Source organism: Burkholderia sp. AU32262 (genome assembly GCF_020419985.1).
Taxonomy (GTDB): Bacteria; Pseudomonadota; Gammaproteobacteria; order Burkholderiales; family Burkholderiaceae; genus Burkholderia; species Burkholderia semiarida.
Genome location: NZ_JAIZRS010000002.1, coordinates 128,111 through 145,232, shown reverse-complemented (window position 1 = coordinate 145,232; position 17,122 = coordinate 128,111). Strand labels below are relative to the sequence as shown.

The 17,122-nt window shown below is 69.4% G+C and carries 17 protein-coding genes; 6 read left to right on the top strand and 11 right to left on the bottom strand.

The window, feature by feature from the left end; genetic code table 11:
- The first annotated feature begins 82 nt into the window (after positions 1–82).
- Together LGN10_RS02275 and LGN10_RS02270 are read left to right on the top strand one after the other, a co-directional pair.
- Positions 83–628 carry an RBBP9/YdeN family alpha/beta hydrolase gene (locus LGN10_RS02275; RefSeq protein WP_059640318.1) on the top strand — a complete coding sequence of 182 codons (546 nt, stop codon included), beginning with the start codon at positions 83–85 and terminating at the stop codon, positions 626–628.
- 178 nt (positions 629–806) lie between these two features.
- Positions 807–2,066 (top strand): YbfB/YjiJ family MFS transporter, encoded by a 1,260-nt coding sequence (locus LGN10_RS02270; protein ID WP_226221523.1) that lies wholly within the window; start codon positions 807–809, stop codon positions 2,064–2,066.
- An 11-nt stretch (positions 2,067–2,077) separates the two neighbouring features.
- On the opposite strand, the gene hpaC is transcribed toward LGN10_RS02270, so the two are convergent.
- Entirely contained in the window at positions 2,078–2,623 is a 546-nt protein-coding gene (gene hpaC, locus LGN10_RS02265; RefSeq protein WP_059580098.1) for a 4-hydroxyphenylacetate 3-monooxygenase, reductase component, read from the bottom strand.
- 354 nt (positions 2,624–2,977) lie between these two features.
- Here hpaC and LGN10_RS02260 point away from each other — a divergent pair, with 354 nt between their 5' ends.
- Positions 2,978–3,610: a response regulator transcription factor gene (locus LGN10_RS02260; RefSeq protein WP_226221521.1), complete on the top strand. Its 633-nt coding sequence runs from the start codon at positions 2,978–2,980 to the stop codon at positions 3,608–3,610.
- A gap of 12 nt (positions 3,611–3,622) precedes the next feature.
- On the opposite strand, the gene LGN10_RS02255 is transcribed toward LGN10_RS02260, so the two are convergent.
- From LGN10_RS02255 to LGN10_RS02235, 5 genes are all read right to left on the bottom strand, one after another.
- The gene (locus LGN10_RS02255) at positions 3,623–4,366 is read right to left on the bottom strand and encodes an SDR family NAD(P)-dependent oxidoreductase (protein ID WP_226221519.1); all 744 of its coding nucleotides are present in this window, start codon (positions 4,364–4,366) and stop codon (positions 3,623–3,625) included.
- 59 nt (positions 4,367–4,425) lie between these two features.
- Positions 4,426–5,550 (bottom strand): amidase, encoded by a 1,125-nt coding sequence (locus tag LGN10_RS02250; RefSeq protein ID WP_226221517.1) that lies wholly within the window; start codon positions 5,548–5,550, stop codon positions 4,426–4,428.
- Positions 5,551–5,581: 31 nt separating this feature from the next.
- The gene (locus tag LGN10_RS02245) at positions 5,582–6,103 is read right to left on the bottom strand and encodes a nuclear transport factor 2 family protein (RefSeq protein WP_226221515.1); all 522 of its coding nucleotides are present in this window, start codon (positions 6,101–6,103) and stop codon (positions 5,582–5,584) included.
- Positions 6,104–6,111: 8 nt separating this feature from the next.
- Entirely contained in the window at positions 6,112–6,489 is a 378-nt protein-coding gene (locus LGN10_RS02240) for a hypothetical protein (protein ID WP_060967914.1), read from the bottom strand.
- Between the two features lie 101 nt (positions 6,490–6,590).
- On the bottom strand, positions 6,591–7,784 hold the full coding sequence (locus LGN10_RS02235) for an acyl-CoA dehydrogenase family protein (RefSeq protein ID WP_226221513.1): 1,194 nt from the start codon (positions 7,782–7,784) through the stop codon (positions 6,591–6,593).
- 153 nt (positions 7,785–7,937) lie between these two features.
- Between LGN10_RS02235 and LGN10_RS02230 the strand changes: the two genes are divergently transcribed.
- Positions 7,938–9,485: a sensor histidine kinase gene (locus LGN10_RS02230; protein WP_226221512.1), complete on the top strand. Its 1,548-nt coding sequence runs from the start codon at positions 7,938–7,940 to the stop codon at positions 9,483–9,485.
- A 50-nt stretch (positions 9,486–9,535) separates the two neighbouring features.
- On the opposite strand, the gene LGN10_RS02225 is transcribed toward LGN10_RS02230, so the two are convergent.
- From LGN10_RS02225 to LGN10_RS02215, 3 genes are all read right to left on the bottom strand, one after another.
- A complete protein-coding gene (locus LGN10_RS02225; RefSeq protein WP_060315739.1) occupies positions 9,536–9,922 on the bottom strand; it encodes a tautomerase family protein in 387 nt (128 codons plus the stop codon).
- A 65-nt stretch (positions 9,923–9,987) separates the two neighbouring features.
- Complete coding sequence (locus LGN10_RS02220; RefSeq protein WP_226221511.1) at positions 9,988–10,491, bottom strand: aromatic-ring-hydroxylating dioxygenase subunit beta; 504 nt, start codon at positions 10,489–10,491, stop codon at positions 9,988–9,990.
- On the bottom strand, positions 10,488–11,771 hold the full coding sequence (locus tag LGN10_RS02215) for an aromatic ring-hydroxylating oxygenase subunit alpha (protein WP_226221510.1): 1,284 nt from the start codon (positions 11,769–11,771) through the stop codon (positions 10,488–10,490). The genes LGN10_RS02220 and LGN10_RS02215 overlap by 4 nt, the downstream gene beginning before the upstream one ends.
- 140 nt (positions 11,772–11,911) lie before the next feature.
- On the opposite strand from LGN10_RS02215, the gene LGN10_RS02210 reads away from it, so the two are divergent.
- Positions 11,912–12,829 (top strand): LysR family transcriptional regulator, encoded by a 918-nt coding sequence (locus LGN10_RS02210; protein ID WP_226221509.1) that lies wholly within the window; start codon positions 11,912–11,914, stop codon positions 12,827–12,829.
- Between the two features lie 122 nt (positions 12,830–12,951).
- Here LGN10_RS02210 and LGN10_RS02205 read toward each other — a convergent pair whose 3' ends face one another.
- Together LGN10_RS02205 and LGN10_RS02200 are read right to left on the bottom strand one after the other, a co-directional pair.
- A complete protein-coding gene (locus tag LGN10_RS02205; RefSeq protein WP_226221508.1) occupies positions 12,952–13,932 on the bottom strand; it encodes a PDR/VanB family oxidoreductase in 981 nt (326 codons plus the stop codon).
- A gap of 214 nt (positions 13,933–14,146) precedes the next feature.
- Positions 14,147–15,550, bottom strand: coding sequence for a spinster family MFS transporter (locus LGN10_RS02200; RefSeq protein ID WP_226221507.1), 1,404 nt, complete (start codon positions 15,548–15,550; stop codon positions 14,147–14,149).
- A 410-nt stretch (positions 15,551–15,960) separates the two neighbouring features.
- On the opposite strand from LGN10_RS02200, the gene LGN10_RS02195 reads away from it, so the two are divergent.
- A complete protein-coding gene (locus LGN10_RS02195) occupies positions 15,961–17,079 on the top strand; it encodes a porin (protein WP_226221506.1) in 1,119 nt (372 codons plus the stop codon).
- The last annotated feature ends 43 nt before the right edge of the window (positions 17,080–17,122 follow it).

Here is a 17,122-nt window from a genome sequence, read left to right as displayed (position 1 = left end):
CTGGCTCAATAACCGATGACTTGCCATTCCATGCCGACCGGCGCACCGCCACACTGCCGGCTTTGCGTTGACGGAGGGCGTGATGGAGCAAGCGATCGTGATCGTGCCGGGTATCGGTAATTCGGGACCGGATCATTGGCAGAGCCACTGGGAGGCGGCGTTGCCCGGCGCCGCGCGCATCGCGCCGGCTTCGTGGGAGGCGCCCGACCTGGCCGACTGGACGGCGGCGCTGGACGCGGCCGTCGCGAATGCCGGGGCGCCGCCGCTCGTGGTTTGTCACTCGCTGGGTTGTCTGTTGTTCGCACATTGGCATGCCGCGTCGGCGCGCGCGGTGCGCGGCGCGTTTCTCGTGGCCGTGCCCGACCCGCAAGGGCCGCGCTTTCCGGTTGCCGCCGCCGCGTTCGCGAACCTGCCGAAGCGTTCGTTCGGGCGCGTGCCGGTGCTGGCGATCGCGAGCGCGGACGATCCTTACGATCCATCCGGGCGCGCGCTCGAATGGGCAACGGAACAGGGCGCGACGCCGCTTCTGCTCGGCGCACGCGGCCATCTGAACGCGGCGTCCGGGTTGGGCGGATGGTCGGAAGGGCGCGCCCTGCTTGCGGCGTTTGCGGCCGGACTCGGGCGGTAGTGCGGGTCAGCGCCGGCCGACCTTCGGCTTATTCCCGCCGTTGTGTCGGACAGAGGGGGGCGGGCGCCCCAGCCGTCGCGATTTTGCCGCGTGCGCGCGCCGGTTTCACGGCGGCTCCAGTATGATCGACCGATGGCGGCGGAAGCCCCGGAATCGAACAACGAAGGAGACACCCCCGATGCGTGCAGTGCCGCAACCGGAGCGTGCCGGCCGCTCGCGGCCGGACGCCGGCGCAACCGATCCCGGCCGCATGGCCGCATGGCGGCTCGCGATCGGCCTGTCGCTCGGCAGCGCGATCGCGCTTGGCCTCGCACGCTTTTCGTACGCGCTGCTGCTGCCGCCGATGAAGGCCGATCTCGGCTGGACGTTCGCGCAGGCCGGCGCGCTGAACACGGCGAACGCGGCCGGCTACCTGATCGGCGCGCTGGCATTCCCGCTGCTGTCGCGGCGCTGGCGCGCGGGCACGCTGCTCGCGGCCGGCTGCGCGTTGACCGCCGTGCTGATGGCCGCGGGCGGGCTCACGTCGGACATGCACGCGCTGCTGGCGCAGCGGCTGGCAACGGGTGTCGGCAGCGCATCGATCTTCATCAGCGGCGGCGTGCTGGCCGCGCGGCTCGCATCCGCGTCGCCGCGCGACGCGGGGCTGCTGCTCGGCCTTTATTACGGCGGCACGGGATGGGGCATCGTCGCGTCGTCTTTGCTCGTGCCGGCCACGCTCGTGCCGCGCATGCACAGCTGGCAACCCGCGTGGTTCGCGCTCGCGACGGCATGCGTGCTGTTCTCGGCGGTGGCCGTGTCGGCGGCACGCCGCATCGAGCAGGCACATGCGGCGCCGGTGAGGCAGGCCGACGCCGACGGCGCGAAACCGGCGGTGACCGCGAGCCCGGCCCGCTTCGCGCTCGCGCTGGCCGGCTACGGCCTGTTCGGCGTCGGCTATATCGGCTACATGACGTTCATCGTCGCGCTGCTGCGCGGCGCGGGGATGAGCGGCACGGTGGTCGCCGCGTTCTATGTGATGCTCGGGATCGCGACCGTCGTGTCCGCGCGGTTGTGGTCGGGGTTGCTCGACCGGATGCGCGGCGGCCAGGCGCTCGCCGTGCTCAACGCGCTGCTCGGCGTCGCGACGCTGATGCCCGCGCTGTTCGTGCATCCGGCTGCCGCGTTCGCGTCGGGCTTGCTGTTCGGCGCGACGTTCCTGTCGGCGGTCGCGTCGACGACGGCCTTCGTGCGGCACAACCTGCCGCCCGACGGCTGGGCGAAGGGCATCAGCGCGTTCACGACGGTCTTCGCATTCGGGCAGATCGCGGGGCCGGTCGCGATCGGGTGGGTGTCGGACAGCGCGGGCCTTGCGCGCGGGCTCGTGTATTCGGCGCTGACGCTGTTCGCGGGCGCCGCGCTCGCGGCCGGGCAGCGCGCGCTGTGCAGCACGTCCGCGTAGTCGCGCGAACGTCACCGCACGCACGCGGCGCGCGACACGCGATGAAATGCACGGCTGAAGTAGATGAGGCTGTCGCCGTCGTCGCGCACGCGAATCGACGTCGCCTCGATGAACATCACCGAGTGCGAGCCGACTTCCTTCATCTCGGCGATCGTGCCCTGCAGGCTCGCGAGCGCATCGCGCAGCACCGGCACGTCCTGTTCGCCGCGATCCCATACGGGCAACTGGAAGCGCTGTTCCATCGGCAGGTCGGTGAGCCCCGCGAAGTGTCGCGCGAGCAGTTCGTGCTCGGCCGGCAGCACGTTGATGCACACCTGACGGTTGCGCTCGAAGGTCGCGTGCATCGCGCTCGACCGGTTCAGGCACACGAGCAGCGTCGGCGGCGCATCGGTGACGGAACACACGGCGCTCGCGGTGATCCCGCAGCGGCCGTGCGGCCCCGCGGTGGTGATCACGTTGACGGCCGCACCGAGGTGGGCCATCGCCTGGCGGAAGGCCTTCTGCGCGTCGGTCGGCTCGACGCGCGGCGGTCGCTGGATATCGGTCGTGGAAGACATGGGCGCTCCTGATTGGACGAAAGCGGCGAACCGCGCGGCGCTGCGAGGGCAGCGCCGGATCGCCGACGATGACCCAAGCGTACGTCGCGAAAAGGCGGCCGACCATTCGCACGATTGACGATCGGGATGGCGTTCCTGCCAACGCGTCTAAAGGTTCTACCTAGACGCGCGCAGCCGCGCGCAAAAAAAGCCGCGATTGTGCGTTCGTGCGGCACGTCCAGGGGTTTGCAGCGGGTTTTCGGCTCGTTATGATGTGCCGCACACCCCCAGCGAACGACGCTTGCGCCACGCCGGCCACCGGCGTTGCGCGCCGCGCGTGCGATACCGATACCGATATTCAGCGAGACCCCCGCGATGACGTCACCCGCACCGATCGTATACATCGTCGACGACGACGGCGGCATGCGGACGTCGCTCGCGTGGCTGCTCGAATCGGTCGGCATCGCGTCCGAGGGATTCGCGAGCGCCGCCGATTTTCTCGCGCGCTTCGACGTGAACCTGCCTGCGTGCCTCGTGCTCGACGTGCGGATGCCGGAGAAAAGCGGCTTCGACGTGCAGGCCGAACTGAACGCGCGCGGCGCGACGCTGCCGGTGATCTTCGTCAGCGGGCACGGCGACATTCCGATGTCGGTGCGCGCGCTGCAGAACGGGGCGATCGATTTCGTCGAGAAGCCGTACAACTCGCAGCAGATGCTCGAGCGCGTGCAGCGTGCGTTGCGGCTCGCGCAGCAGCGGCATGCGGTGAGCCAGCGCCACCGTGAACTGCGCCAGCGGCTCGATGCGCTGACCGCGCGCGAGAAGGAAGTGCTGCGCGGCGTCGTGGACGGCAAGGGCAGCAAGCAGATCGCATCCGATCTGTCGATCAGCGTGAAGACGGTCGACGTGCATCGCGCGAGCATCAAGGAGAAGCTCGGCGCGACGTCGATCGCCGCGCTCGTGCGCGACGTGATGGTCGTGTGGGGCGACGACGGTGAGCCGTCGCGATGAGGTTCGGCGCGTTCAGCGCATGTACAGCCCGCCGTTGATGTCCCAGCATGCGCCGTTCGCGAAATGCGCGTCGCCCGACGCGAGCAATACGGCTGCATCCGCAACGAAAGCGGCCGACCCGAGCTTGCCGCCCGGCAGGCTCGCGAGCACCTGACGCAGCTTGTCGGGCGCGACGCTTTCGTACACGATCGGCAGATCGAGCGGGCCCGGCGAGATCGCGTTGACGGTCACGCCCTGCGCGGCGAGATCGCGCGCGAACACCTTGGTCAGCGTCAGCGTGCCGCCTTTCGCGGCCGCATAGTGCGCGCCCGTGGCCGAGCCGCCGTTCTGCCCGGCGAGCGACGCGATGTTGACGATGCGGCCCGCGCCGCGCCGCGCGAAATACTGGCCGAACACCTGGCAGCCGAACAGCACGCTGCGCAGGTTCACGTCGATTACCTGGTCGAACTGCTCGGCCGTGATCTCCATCGCCGGCACGACCTTCGATGCGCCCGCGTTGTTGACGAGCACGTCGATCGCGCCCCAGCGCGCGACGAGCACATCGCGCGCCGCTTCGAAATCGCGTTTCGACGTGACGTCGAGCGGCAGCGCGATCGCGCGTTCGCCGCCCGGATCGAGCTCGCGCGCATGCGCATGAACGGCATCGGCCGCGATGTCGGCCAGCGCGACGCGGTAGCCGGCCGCATGGAAGCGTTCGGCGATGACGGCGCCGAGCCCGCGCGCGGCGCCGGTGACGAGGACGACTCGGTCTGACATGGTGTGGTGTTCCGTGGTTCGTGGGCGCACGCCGGTGAAGGCGGCCCCTGCTTCGTGGTTCATGCGGCCAGCGCCGCTTCGAAGTGTGCCGCGATCGCGCAGACCCGTTCGTCCGCGCCCTTGCGCCCGACGATCTGCAAGCCGGCCTTCACCGGTGAATCGGCGAGCGGCAGCGGCAGGCTGAGCGCGGGATGGCCGCTCAGGTTGAACGGCCGGATCAGCGACGACATCGCGATCACCGATACGCCGTCGCGGGCCTGCTGCAGCGTGATCGGCAGCGCGGGCAGCGTCGGCAGCACCAGCACGTCCGCGTGTTCGAGCGCGGCATCGACCTGCGCGGCGAAGCGTGCGCGCACGGCCTCGGCTTCCTTCAATGCCGCAGGCGCGGTCGTTGCGGCCGCACGCAATCGTGCATCGAGATCGGCGCCGAGTTTGCCGGTCGCGACCAGATGGCCGAACGCGCGCGACGTTTCCGCGTTGATCACGGTGAGCCCCGCAGCGAACGCGGCCGGCATTGCATCGAGCACGACCGTGTGCGAGCGCAGGCCCGATGCGCGAACGGCCGCGTCGAGCGCGGCGGCGATCGCCGGATCGGCTTCCACGGCGAGTCGAGCGACCGTGCAGCCTTCAACGGAGGCCGTCGCCTGCGCACGATCGAAGCCCGGCGCGATCGCGGCCATCACCGCGACGAGCGTGCGGAGGTCGCGGGCGAACGGCCCGACGCAATCGAGCGTGGTTTCCGCGGGCGCGACGCCGCGCCGCGACACACGCCCGAACGTGGGCTTGAGCCCGGCCACGCCGCAGCAGGCGGCCGGCCCGCGAATCGAGCCGCCGGTATCGGTGCCGAGCGCCGCATCGACAGTGCGCAGCCCGACGAGCGACGCGGAGCCGCTCGACGAGCCGCCCGGAATGCGCGAGGCGTCCTGCGGATTGACGGGTGTGCCCGTGTAGTCGTTGATGCCGGTCATGCCGAACGCGAGCTCGTGCATGTTCGCCTTGCCGGCGATCTGCCAGCCGGCGTCGAGCAGCAGGCGGACCACGTCCGCGTGGCGTACGGCGGGCGGCGCGTCGGCGAGCGCGCGGCTCGCCGCGCGGGTCGGATGGCCAGCGACGTCGATCGTGTCCTTGATCGCGATCGTCGGGCCCGGGCCGCCGAGCGTGAAAGTGTCGATGAAGCCTGTCATGGTCGGTATCGTGCGAAAGCGGCGGGAAACATCAGGACCGTGGCGCGGCGGCGAGCGGCCACGGGCCGTCGAGCACGCGTTCGGTGCGGAAATGGCGGATCAGCCAGGCGGAGCCGCCGGCGGCCGGCGCGAAATCGACGGTCAGCCGCGCGGCGATCAGCTCGGCCGAGCCGTCCGCGTAGCGCGACGCCTGCAGCATGACCCAGCGGCCGCGTGCGCTTGCATGGCCGGCGCCGATCTCGATCGACTCCGACGTCAGGAAGTGCAGGTTCGCCGCGAAATGCGGATCGGGCGGCAGATAGCGGCCGAGCATCGCGACGATCGCGGCGGTGCCTTCGACGCGGCCGAATTTCCTTGCATACTGCAGGCCGATGCCTTCCCACACGGCGTCGGTCGTGAACAGTTCGGCCAGCGACGGGCCCGCTCCCGCATCGCCGGGTACGTCGCACAGCGCCATGTACCGCGTGATCGTCGCGCGCACCGCGCGCTTGGCGTCGAGCGCCGCGACGCGCCGCGCGAGCGCGTCGATCGCGGCGAGTGTCAGGTCGCTCATCGCGCGCCTCACGCCGCGGGCTTCGCGGCCGGCGGCACGGTCAGCGCGCGGCCGACGCGCGCCTCGATCTTGCCGTAGCGCCACAGGTTGTATTCGCCGACGGGCGTCGTGCGGTACAGGTTGCACACGGCGACCGCCGTGTCGAAATCGGCGACGTCGGCCATGATGTAGAACGTCCATGGCGCGCCGTCGGCCTGGCCGACCACGAGGCGGTCGTCATCCATCACGCCGAGCACGCGCACGCCGGGCATCGCCTCGACGGCCGCGAGCATCGCGCCGTACGCCTGCCACACTTCGCCGATCCGCTCGCGCGGCAGGTCGAAGAAATTCTGCGACACGCCGCAGCAGAACAGCACGCGCAGCGGCAGCGGATTCGAATCGGACATATCGGGTTCTCCAGAGGAATCGGTTGGATGCATGATCCGGCCGGCGAGCGCGCTCCGGATCCGGTTTCATGCGTATGCATCGCGGTTGCGGTCGATGCCGGTCACAGATAGCCGGGAAACGGCGTGACGCCGGTGAACACCGCGCCCGCGCCGTCAAAGTTGCCTTCGCCGAGAAACGCGTGCTGCGTGACGACCATCGCATCGCGCAGCAACCGCTGCAACGGATGTGTGCGATAGATCGCCGCCGTGCCGCCGAGGCGGTACGCGCGTTCGACGACACTCGCGCCTTCGCGCGCGATCTGCGTGGCCGCGAGCCGCAGCAGGCTGACCTGGTCGGGCGTCACCGGATTGCCGGCGAGGATCGATTGCCACACGGTATCGGTCGCGTCGTAGAAGAACGCGCGTGCCGAGCGCAGTTGCGCCTCGGCCTTCGCGAGCTCGATGCGGTAGTACGCGCGATCGGCGAGACGCGGCGCGCCGGTCGTCGTCTGGCGGCCGCCCGACATCCGGTTCACGACGTCGAGCGCCGCGCGCGCGAGGCCGAGGTTGACGACGGCCAGCACCTGCGCCGCATACGCGACGGTCGGGTAGCGGTACAGCGGCTCGTCGACCGTCGCCTCGCCGCCGCGCACGAAGGTCCACGCTTCGGGCACGAAGCGGTCGTTCACGCGCAGGTCGTGGCTGCCGGTGCCTTGCATGCCGACCACGCTCCAGTTCTCGACGATCTCGACGTCGGCGGCGCGGAACACGGCCGTGCGCGGCTTGTTGGGCGCCGCGTCCCGCACGCCCGGCACGGCGATGCCGACGCCGAGCCAGTCGGCGCCCTTGCAGCCGCTCGCGAATTTCCACGTGCCGTTCACGCGCCAGCCGCCCGGTGCGTCCTGCGCGGGCTGCACCGGAAACAGGCCGCCCGCGAACACCTGATCGGGGCCGCTCGCGTACAGCTCGGCCTGCGTGTCGAGCGGCAGCGCGGCGAGGTAGACGTTCGCGGAGCCGAAGCTCGCGACCCACGCGGCCGAGCCGTCGGCGGTTGCGATCCGTTCGATCATGTCGAGGAACGCGGTCGGCGCGAGCGCGTCGCCGCCGAAGCGGCGCGGCGTGCCCGCGCGATAGATGCCGGCCTGCTTGAACAGCGCGATCACGTCGCGCGGCACGTGCGACAGCCGGTCGAATTCGTCGCGGCGGGCGGCGACGGTTTCGATCACCGCGTCGAGCGGCGACAACTGCCCGGCCGCGGGACGGGCCGCGGGCGGCGAAGGCGGCGCGGATTCGATGGCGAGGGCGGCTTGCGGCATGAAAGTCTCCTGGGGATGGGGCGATGTCGGGCATTCGCACGTGCGTGTCATATGCAAACAGACCCTAGTCTAGAAACGCCGAAAACACGCAGCAATTGGTGCGTTGGGCCGCCTGACTGGTGACGCTCCGTGCCGGCCTAAAGAAATCTTCAGATGCGATCGGCGCGCGCCGGTGCTATGTTGGGCTTCCGGCCGCGCGACGCCGCGCGCCTTGCTCCGAATCCGATCATGAGTTTTCCAGACGAAGACGATTTCCACCGGCTGCTCGACGCGCTGACCACGTGCGTGCTGCTGCACGACGCGCAGACCAAGGCGATCGTGTGGGCGAATCGCGCCGCGTGCATCGCGCTCGGTTTTTCCGTCGAGGAATTGCTGCCGCTGAAGGCGCCGGACATGACGCGCCCCGAGCCGAAGTACCGGCGCGAGATCGCGGTGAGCGCGTGGGATCGCGCGCTCGTCGACGGGCCGCAGGTGTACGAGTGGTGTTATCGATCGCGTACGGGCGTCGACATGCTGTCCGAGGCCACCGCGACCTACGTGCCGCTGCGCGGGCGCGACGTCGTGATGGTGCAGTTTCGCGACATCAGCGCGGAAGAGGCGGTGCGCCAGCAATTGCGCCGCTACGAGGCGCGGCTGCGCGAGTTCATGCAGGATCTCGACGAAGGGATCGCGGTCGTGACGCCGCACGGCGGCGTGCAGTTCATCAGCGAGTCGGGCCGCCGCGTGCTCGGGCTCGCGCCCGGCGAACCGCTCGGCGAGGTGCTCGACTACTGCGCCGAAGCCGATCGCGACCGGCTCGTCGCGCAGTTGCGCGATGCACCGTCGGCGCATCCGTCCGCGCCGCAGCGCTACCGGATCGTGCGGCGCGACGGCTCGGCATGCTGGCTGCGCATCCTGTGCCGGCAGGTCGAGATCGAAGGCGATCTCGACGGGCTGCTCGTGCAGTTCCGCGACGTGAGCGACGAAGTCGCGATCGAGGACGCGCGGCGCGCCGAGGCGCGGATGCTCGAATACGCGGGCCGTTACAACGCGATGGGCGAGATGGCGACCGTGATCGCGCACGAGTTGAGCCAGCCGCTCGCGGCCGTGCGCAATTTCATCGAAGGCGCGGTGCGACGGCTGAACGGCAACGGCGCCGTCGACGATGCGATCTGGGGGCTGCGCAGCGCGGACCGGCAGGCCGAGCACGCGGCGCTGATCATCAAGAGCGTGCGCGAGTTCATCGTGAAGCGCGAGCCGGTCGTCGCGCGGGCCGACCTGCGCGACATCCTCGCGGACGTCGCGTACTTCATCGAGCTGCGCGCGAAGGAGGCCGGCGTGACGGTGACGATCGTGCAGGCCGACACACCGCTGCCGATCCGTTGCGAGCGCGTGCTGATCGGGCAGGTGATCCTGAATCTCGCGTTCAATGCGATCGAGGCATTCGCCAGTTGCGAGCGCGTGCCGCGCACGCTGACGCTCGGCACCGCGAACGTGGCCGGCCAGGCGGAGTTGCGTGCGGTCGACAATGGCCCGGGCATCGAGGCCGGCGCGCACGAGCGGCTGTTCGACGGCTTCTCGTCGTCGAAGGCCGGCGGCAACGGGATCGGGTTGTCGCTGTGCAAGAGCATCGTCGCGCGCCACGGCGGGCGGATTGCCGCGAGCGCGGCCGCGGGCGGCGGGCTCGACTGCCGCGTCACGTTGCCGCTCGCCGATGGTTGAGCGCAACCGCGGCGGCGCGTCGCGGCGGGGCGGCGGCGCACGGCGCATCGTCAGCGCCCCAGCGCCCGCGCGGTCCGGCCGCCGATGCCGAAGTCGGTGTTCGGAATGTCCTTGATGATCACGCGCGTCGCCTGCAGCGGCGCGTCGAGCACGTTCGCGCCCGCGTCGGACAGCGCGGCGATCAGCGCGCGCTTCTGCTCGTCGGTGCGGCCGGCGATCAGGATCGCGACGATCACCGGCAGCGACGGCGGCGCGCCGTCCGCGGCGCTGCGGCCGCCGAGGCCGATATGCGTCGCGGGCAGTTCGGTGAGCAGCACGCGCACCGATTCGATCGGTGCGCCGATCGCGTCGACGGTCGCATCGGTCAGTCTCGCGATCAGTTCGGCCTTGCGCGCATCGTCATGGCCGGCCGGCAGGAAAACTTCGAGTGTGGGCATGATGGCTCGGAAAGGTGAAGGTGACCGGTTCACCTTTGCGCGTGCAGCTGTGAACCGGCCACGGCTTACAGCAGGAAGCCGATCGCGCTGAGCGCTTCGGTCGAGTCGATCAGGCGCACGACCTTCTCCGCGATCCGCATCTCGCCGTCGGCATCGACGTGCAGTTTGTGCGTGACGTCGGCCGCGAACAGCGTCGCGGCACCGCGCTTGTACGCGACGACGACCTGCGCCGATTTCAGCTCGACGGTGTCGGCGCTGCCGCTCTCCAGCGTGAAGCGCGACACGGTGCGCACCGTGCGCGCCGCGTCGGCGGCCGACGCCGAGTAACCGGACACCATCCGCTGCACACGCTTCTCGCGCATGTCGTGGTCGTCGAACACGTAGTTCAGCGTCGCCGCGAAGTCGGTCGCGCCGGGATCGATCGGCACCACGTAGTGGCCGGCCGGATCCCACAGGTCGAGCCATGCGCGGTAGTCGCGACGGTCGAGCATCTCGGCTTCGCGCCACACGAATTCGACCGTGCGGGCGAAGGTCTGCTCGGAAAAGAGGGCGTTGCGGTCGTCCATCACTGTTGCTCCATCATCTTGCGCCACTGCTGGTAGGCCTCGCGCATGCCGGTTTCGTCGGTCGCGTGCGCGGTCTTTTCGCCGTTCGCGGCGGTAATTTCACGGTTCAGCCCGCGATTCACGAGGATCGGCACGTCGGGCCCCGCATGCGCGCCGCGCTGCACGCGCTCCCACGCTTCCGCGTCGTCGGGGCTGCCGAAGCCGAACGGGCCCTGGAAATGCTCGTGAATGCGAAGCCGCTCGCGATTCGCTTCGTCGGGGCCGCCGTCCATCGCGAGCGCGACGTGGCGGATCTCGGTTTCGTTCGCGGAGATCGGCCGCAGCACGCGGAAGAACGCCATCGACAGCGCGAGGTTCGGGAACAGGTTCAGGTTGAAGCCGACGCCCATCAGCGAGCGCACGATGCGGCGCACTTCGTCCGGCGCGTGGCGCTCGGCGAGCTTCGCCGCGAGCGGCGCGAAGCGTTCGGGCAGCGGGGCGCCGTCGTCCGCGTCGAGATCGATCAGCTCGGGCATCAGCACCGCGAGGCTGTGGCCGTTGCCGAGCGCGCGGCAGAACGCGTCCTCGCTCGTCATGAAGCGCGTGATCGCGGCGGCCGTTTCGTCGTCGATCGACTTCATCCACGACTTGTGCACGACCGGGAAGTGGTAGAGGTCGGTGGTGTTCTCGAGCTGGATCTTCCAGTTGCCCTTGAACCTGAACTTGTGCTCGCCGTTCGCCTTGATCGGGTAGCCGGCGCCCTGTTTCATGAACAGGTCGATCCACGGCTTCGCGCCGCCGAGGAAATCTTCGAGCGGCTCGATCGCGTCGTTGAAGCTCGCGAAGATCAACCCCTGGTACACGCCGACGCGCAGCTTCACGAGCGGCAGGTCGCCCTTGTCGCACACGCCTTCGTAGCCGTCGCCGTACGGCAGCGCGCGCAGCGTGCCGTCGAGCGCGTACGACCAGCTGCGATACGGGCACGTGAAGCCCTTCGCGTTGCCCTTGTGCGCTTCGCACACGGTCGCGCCGCGATGGCGGCAGCGGTTCTGCAGCACGTTGACCTCGCCCGTCCTGTCGCGCACGACGATCACCGGCTGGCGGCCGATCGTCGTCGTGATGAAGTCGCCCGGGTTCGGCAGTTCGCTTTCGTGCGCGACCCAGATCCAGGTGCGGTAGAAGATCCGGTCGAGCTCGGCTTCGAACAGCGCGGGGTCGTGGTACATCGCGGGCGCGATGCGGTCGGGCTGCGCGAGACCGTGCAACGCACGGGTGTCGATCGTCTGGTAGGCAATGTCGCTCATCGTCGTCGTGGGGAAAGAGTCGCGGAAATCGGGCCGCGCCGGGCGCAGCGTCCGGAGATCAGTCTCGTCTTCTGCTACATATCGGTCAAATTGATCTAAAATCGATGATCAAATAAATGCGGCAAATGATGGAGGTCACGATGACATCGGTCGATCATCTCGATCTGAACCTGTTGCGCGTATTCCAGGCGATCGTCGAGGAACGCAGCCTGACGAAGGCCGGCGAGCGGCTTGCGCTGTCGCAGCCGGCCGTCAGCTATTCGCTCGGCCGGCTGCGCACGCTGTTCGACGATCCGCTGTTCGTGCGCACGCGCGCCGGCATGCAGCCGACGCCGGTCGCGCTGGAACTCGCCGGCATCGTCGGCAAGGCGCTCGACATGGTGCGCGTCGCGCTGCGCTACGCGGAGCGCTTCGATCCGGCCACCAGCACGCGCACGTTCCGGCTGTCGCTGTCGGATGCGGGCGAGATGGCGTACCTGCCGGCGATCTGCCGGGCGCTGCGCGAGCGCGCGCCGCGCGTGACGCTCAGCGTGCAGCCGCTGCCGGTGGAGGAGATCGAGGAAGCGCTGCGCGCGAGCCGGCTCGACTTCGCGATCGGCAACCTGCCGGAGTTGATGCCGCGCACGCGCCACCAGGTGCTGTTCGAGGAAACCTACGTGTGCATGACGGGCCGGCGGCGCGGCTTGCCGGCCGGCGCCGCGCTGAGTCTCGAGCAGTTCGTGCGCGCCGCGCACGTGAACGTGAAATCGGTCGAGCACAGCCACCACGCGCTCGACGATGCGTTGCGCGCGCAAGGCGTGGGCCGCAACATCGCGCTCGAGGTACCGCACTTCGTCGCGCTGCCGAGCGTGCTGTCGGTCACCGATCTGTACGCGACGCTGCCGAAGCGGCTCGCGCGGATCCTGAGCCGCGACAACGCATTCCGCCTGTACGACCTGCCGGTCACGCTGCCGCCCGCGCCGGTGACGATGCACTGGCACGAGCATTTCCACGAGGACGAGGGCAACGCATGGATGCGCGCGCTGCTCGCGGAGATCGTCGAGCGTTTCGACGAATGACGATCAGGGCGGTGCGAGATGGGCGGCGGCCGCGTGTCGCCGGCGCCGGCCTGTCCCGACCTGCAGCGCATCGGTGCGTCAGCCGATCGGCAGATCGCGATGCGCCAGCGCGCCCCCGCGCATCAGAGATCGAGCACGAGCACGGGCGAGCGCGCACGCGACACGCAGCAGCAGATCACCGTGTTGCTCGCGCGCTCGGCCTTGCTCAGGCAGTGATCGCGATGATCGGGTTCGCCGTCGAGCACCGGCACCATGCAGGTGCCGCACACGCCTTCGCCGCATGAGGTATCGACCTCGATGCCGATCTTCGCGAGTGCGTCGACGATCGACGTATCGGGTGCGACGCGCAGCGATTTGCCGCTGCGTTGCAGGCGCACTTCGAAGCCCTTCGCCGCGGCGTCATCCGCGGCGGTGACGGCCGCCGACGGTTCCGCCGCGAAGCGTTCGAGATGAATCGCGTCTTCCGGAACGCGCGTGGCCGCGGCGGCGACGACCGCATCCATGAACGGCCCGGGCCCGCACGTATAGACATGCGCGCTCGAGTCGATCGACTCCATGCAGCGGCCGAGTTCGGCCGCGAGCGTATCGGGCTCGACGCCGTAGTGGAACGTCACGTGCGATGCGAACGGCTCGGCCGACAATTCGTCGACGAAGGCCGCGTGGTCGCGGCTGCGCGCGAAGTAATGCAACCGGTAGCGTGCGCCGCGCCGGTTCAGCGCATACGCCATCGACAGCAGCGGCGTGATGCCGATGCCGGCTGCGACCAGCACGTGCTCATTCGCGGCATCGGTCAAGCGAAACAGGTTGCGCGGCGCGCCGATCGACAACTCGGCGCCGACGCTTACGTCGTCGTGCAGCGAGCGCGAGCCGCCGCGCGAGTGCGTTTCCTTCTTCACCGCGAACAGGTAGCTGCGGCGCTCGTCGGGGTTGCCGCACAGCGAGTATTGCCGCGTGATGCCGGACGGCGCGGTGACGTCGATATGGGCGCCGGGTTCGTACGCGTCGAACGGCTGGCCGTCGACGCGCGAGATCCGGAAACAGCGGATGTCCTGCGCCGCGTCGATCAGCGCGTCGATCCGGACCTGGTGGCGGTTCGCTTGCATGGGAAATTCCGTGGGGTAGAGAAAAGCGGCGCGGCCGAGCCCGCGCCGGCATGCAATCGAGAATAGGGATGGGCCTCGCATAAATCAAATCGATTAAAAATCGATGTTGGAATAAGCGGGATGGATGATGGTGGGCGTGCCGATTGTCGCCGGTCGGCGTGGCGGCGCTCGCGCGGCCGGTACACCGACCGCGCGATCGGTGAACCGCGCGGCTTCAGCGAGCGGCGATGGCGTTGCCGCCGTCGACGGCCGCGTCAGCCGAAGCCGATGCCGCTGCATGACCGCGTTCGCGTTCGAGGCTGCGGCGATAGCGGCGGCACCCTGCGGCGAGCAGCAGCGCGGCCAGCGTGGCCGCCGCGACGTTGACGATCGCCATCGAATGGCCGACCGCGGCCGGCGCGCCGAACACGCGATCGGTGAATAGCGCGACGACGGTCGTGCCGATCCCGAGCGCGATCAGGTTCGACACGAGCAGGAACAGCGCGGAGATCTGCGCGCGCATCTGGTTCGGCGCGAGCGTCTGCATCGCGGCGGTCGACGTCGGCATCGGGAACGATGCGAAGAACATCGCGACGACCAGCATCGCGAGCGACGCGGGCAGGCTGTCGAGCTGCGTGAACAGCGTCGCGGGAATCACCATGCACGCGGCGCCGATCGCGCCGGCACGCATCGGCGCATCGCTTCGGCCGCGCCGCAGCAGCCAGTCGTTGAGCCAGCCGCCGCAGAACACGCCGGCCGTGTTCGCGGCCAGCAGCACGATGCCGAGCGTGTAGCCGGCTTCGACGGCCGTCATCCCGAAGTGGCGGATATAGAACGCGGGCGTCCAGCTCAGCAGGCAGTACAGCGTCATCGCATAGAACGAGAAGCCGAGGTAGTGGCACGCGAAGGTCGCGCGATGCGCGCCGACGAAGCGCAGCGAATCGCGCATCGACACGCGCCGCACGGCGCCCGAGCGATCCTGCGCGAGCCCCTTGCGCTGCGGATCGCGCACGGTCGCGGCGAACAGCAGCGCAACGAGGATCCCCGGCAGCCCGACGATCAGGAACGTGACCTGCCAGGCATGCACCTGCCCGACGATCGGCAGCGTGAACGCGCTCGCATGCTTGAGCAGCGCGATCACGTAGCCGCCGATCAGGAACGCGATGCCGCCGCCGATGAACGAGCCGAGCGAATACACGGCGATCGCGCGGCCGAGCTTCTCCTTCGGGAAGTAGTCGGCGAGCATCGAATACGCGCCGGGCGACAGCGCGGCCTCGCCGACACCGACGCCCATCCGCGCGACGAACATCTGCACGAAATGCTGGCTGAGCCCGCATGCGGCGGTCGCGACGCTCCACAGCGCGATGCCGAGCGAGATGATGCGCGGGCGCGCATAGCGGTCGGCGAGATACGCGACCGGCAGCCCCATCACCGCATAGAACAGCGAAAACGCGAAGCCGTTGAGCAGGCTGAACTGCGTATCGGACAAATGCAGGTCGCGCTTGATCGGTTCGATCATCAGCACGAGGACCTGGCGGTCGACGAATGAAAAGATGTACGCGAGCATGCAGATGACGACGACATACCATTCGTACGTATAGCGCTTGCCGTCGGCAGCGCGGGCCGTGGATGCGGACATGCGGGTTCTCCAGGAGCGGGCGGTGGAAACGCGCGGCATCGGCCTCGCGGGCCGGGCGCCGTCGCGGCGCGAACGCGTGCGGGTGACACGATCGGTGACGCAGCGTAGTCGGCCAAATTCGGCCGCCATAGCCGGAGTGACAGCCGCGCCACACGGACATTTACCGACGCGGATAAAGAAAACACCGAGGCCTTGCGCGCGAGCCGCCCCGCAGCGTACGTGCGACGGGGCGCGCGCGCATCATGCGGCGCGTCTATAAGCGTTATAGAGCGCATTGCGTCGACGTCCGAAATTGTCGTTCCTAGACTCGGCCGGGTTTTGATCGGCGGCGTTCGCGTCTCAAGGCGAACGCGCTTCACACCGAGCGGCGCGATGCCGACAGGCGCCGCAACTTCTACGGGACGACGCAGATGAACCAACCGAACGGGCGGGCCGACCGGCTTGCCGTACTGCTTGCCGCGCTGCTCGCGTGCATGACGCTGCCGGCCGCCGCGCAATCGAGCATGACGCTCTACGGCCGCATCGACACCGCGATCGAATACGTGAACGCCGGGCCGAACCACGTGACACGCATGGGCAGCGGCAACCTGTGGGCGTCGCAGTGGGGGCTGAAAGGTGTCGAGGATCTCGGCGGCGGCTACGCGACGATCTTCAAGCTCGAGAACGGCTTCAATGCGGCGAGCGGCGCGTTGTCGAACAGCAGCGCGCTGTTCGGCCGCGAAGCGTGGGTCGGCATCACGGGGCCGTTCGGCGGCGTGCAGTTCGGCGAGCTCTACACGATCCTGCATACGACGCTCGTCACGTACAGCCTGCCCGGCCTCGGCGCGGGGCTCGCCTGGGGCAACGCGACCAACAACTTCGTCGGGCCCGCGTTCCTGCGCGTGCGCAACTCGATGCGCTACACGTCGCCGCGCTACGCTGGCTTCATGCTGCGCGCGATGGCCGCGCGCGGCGCCAATGGCGCGGCCGGCCAGCCGGCGACGCTCGGTGATACGTACGGCGCGGGCATCAACTACGTGCGCGGCGGGCTGTCGGTCGACGTCGACTACATGCAGCAGAAGTTCAGCCCGGTAGCCACATCGACGCTCGGCAACACGAGCCCGGCCGCGAACGGCAACTACACGCTCGGCGCGATTTCGTACGACTTCAAGGTCGTGAAGGTGGCCGCGCTGTACATGCGCCATCGCGGCGGCCCCGATGTGGCGACCGCGGTCGACAGCCAGAGCGCGTATCCGCACAGCGACATCATGGAGCTCAGCGCGACGGTGCCGATCGGGCGCGCGTCGCTGCTGCTGAGCGTCGGCCATTACCGGAAGGTCGCCGACAGCGACGGCAACGCCGATTCGTACGGCATCCGCTTCGACTATCCGCTGTCGAAGCGCACGGTGCTGTACACGGGCGCCGCGATGGTGCGCAACGGCGCGCGTGCGCGCTTCGTCGTCAACGGCGCGGCGGGCGGCGGCGTCGCGGTCGCGAAGCCTGGCGCGACCGCGAGCGCGCTCGTCGCGGGCATCCTCACGTCGTTCTGAGCGTTTTGGCGGACCCGCGCCCTGGTGCGGGCCCGCTCGCGCC

What these genes read in the sequence shown, in the direction of transcription:
- LGN10_RS02250 (WP_226221517.1), bottom strand. Translation starts at nt 5,550, where the DNA reads ATGACAGGCTTCATCGACACTTTCACGCTCGGCGGCCCGGGCCCGACG.
- LGN10_RS02215 (WP_226221510.1), bottom strand. Translation starts at nt 11,771, where the DNA reads ATGAGCGACATTGCCTACCAGACGATCGACACCCGTGCGTTGCACGGT.
- LGN10_RS02260 (WP_226221521.1), top strand. Translation starts at nt 2,978, where the DNA reads ATGACGTCACCCGCACCGATCGTATACATCGTCGACGACGACGGCGGC.
- LGN10_RS02245 (WP_226221515.1), bottom strand. Translation starts at nt 6,103, where the DNA reads ATGAGCGACCTGACACTCGCCGCGATCGACGCGCTCGCGCGGCGCGTC.
- LGN10_RS02195 (WP_226221506.1), top strand. Translation starts at nt 15,961, where the DNA reads ATGAACCAACCGAACGGGCGGGCCGACCGGCTTGCCGTACTGCTTGCC.
- LGN10_RS02275 (WP_059640318.1), top strand. Translation starts at nt 83, where the DNA reads ATGGAGCAAGCGATCGTGATCGTGCCGGGTATCGGTAATTCGGGACCG.
- LGN10_RS02200 (WP_226221507.1), bottom strand. Translation starts at nt 15,550, where the DNA reads ATGTCCGCATCCACGGCCCGCGCTGCCGACGGCAAGCGCTATACGTAC.
- LGN10_RS02225 (WP_060315739.1), bottom strand. Translation starts at nt 9,922, where the DNA reads ATGCCCACACTCGAAGTTTTCCTGCCGGCCGGCCATGACGATGCGCGC.
- LGN10_RS02210 (WP_226221509.1), top strand. Translation starts at nt 11,912, where the DNA reads ATGACATCGGTCGATCATCTCGATCTGAACCTGTTGCGCGTATTCCAG.
- LGN10_RS02270 (WP_226221523.1), top strand. Translation starts at nt 807, where the DNA reads ATGCGTGCAGTGCCGCAACCGGAGCGTGCCGGCCGCTCGCGGCCGGAC.
- LGN10_RS02235 (WP_226221513.1), bottom strand. Translation starts at nt 7,784, where the DNA reads ATGCCGCAAGCCGCCCTCGCCATCGAATCCGCGCCGCCTTCGCCGCCC.
- LGN10_RS02230 (WP_226221512.1), top strand. Translation starts at nt 7,938, where the DNA reads ATGCGATCGGCGCGCGCCGGTGCTATGTTGGGCTTCCGGCCGCGCGAC.
- LGN10_RS02255 (WP_226221519.1), bottom strand. Translation starts at nt 4,366, where the DNA reads ATGTCAGACCGAGTCGTCCTCGTCACCGGCGCCGCGCGCGGGCTCGGC.
- LGN10_RS02205 (WP_226221508.1), bottom strand. Translation starts at nt 13,932, where the DNA reads ATGCAAGCGAACCGCCACCAGGTCCGGATCGACGCGCTGATCGACGCG.
- LGN10_RS02240 (WP_060967914.1), bottom strand. Translation starts at nt 6,489, where the DNA reads ATGTCCGATTCGAATCCGCTGCCGCTGCGCGTGCTGTTCTGCTGCGGC.
- hpaC (WP_059580098.1), bottom strand. Translation starts at nt 2,623, where the DNA reads ATGTCTTCCACGACCGATATCCAGCGACCGCCGCGCGTCGAGCCGACC.